The organism is Microbacterium sp. LS_15, from assembly GCF_041954735.1.
Lineage (GTDB): Bacteria > Actinomycetota > Actinomycetes > Actinomycetales > Microbacteriaceae > Microbacterium.
The window spans coordinates 1-955 of the sequence record NZ_JAVAYD010000028.1 but is presented as its reverse complement, the minus strand read 5'-3'; the positions used below and the strand labels follow the sequence as shown (position 1 = coordinate 955).

Genomic DNA, 955 nt, shown 5'->3' with positions numbered 1-955 from the left:
GCTGTGAAATCCCGAGGCTCAACCTCGGGCCTGCAGTGGGTACGGGCAGACTAGAGTGCGGTAGGGGAGATTGGAATTCCTGGTGTAGCGGTGGAATGCGCAGATATCAGGAGGAACACCGATGGCGAAGGCAGATCTCTGGGCCGTAACTGACGCTGAGGAGCGAAAGGGTGGGGAGCAAACAGGCTTAGATACCCTGGTAGTCCACCCCGTAAACGTTGGGAACTAGTTGTGGGGTCCATTCCACGGATTCCGTGACGCAGCTAACGCATTAAGTTCCCCGCCTGGGGAGTACGGCCGCAAGGCTAAAACTCAAAGGAATTGACGGGGACCCGCACAAGCGGCGGAGCATGCGGATTAATTCGATGCAACGCGAAGAACCTTACCAAGGCTTGACATATACGAGAACGGGCCAGAAATGGTCAACTCTTTGGACACTCGTAAACAGGTGGTGCATGGTTGTCGTCAGCTCGTGTCGTGAGATGTTGGGTTAAGTCCCGCAACGAGCGCAACCCTCGTTCTATGTTGCCAGCACGTAATGGTGGGAACTCATGGGATACTGCCGGGGTCAACTCGGAGGAAGGTGGGGATGACGTCAAATCATCATGCCCCTTATGTCTTGGGCTTCACGCATGCTACAATGGCCGGTACAAAGGGCTGCAATACCGCGAGGTGGAGCGAATCCCAAAAAGCCGGTCCCAGTTCGGATTGAGGTCTGCAACTCGACCTCATGAAGTCGGAGTCGCTAGTAATCGCAGATCAGCAACGCTGCGGTGAATACGTTCCCGGGTCTTGTACACACCGCCCGTCAAGTCATGAAAGTCGGTAACACCTGAAGCCGGTGGCCTAACCCTTGTGGAGGGAGCCGTCGAAGGTGGGATCGGTAATTAGGACTAAGTCGTAACAAGGTAGCCGTACCGGAAGGTGCGGCTGGATCACCTCCTTTCTAAGGAGC

1 rRNA gene is annotated in these 955 nt (G+C 55.5%); it reads left to right on the top strand.

Annotation, left to right across the window (positions count from 1 at the left end):
- A 16S ribosomal RNA gene (locus RAC69_RS16835) occupies positions 1-946 on the top strand; the annotation flags it as partial.
- Positions 947-955 lie beyond the last annotated feature (9 nt).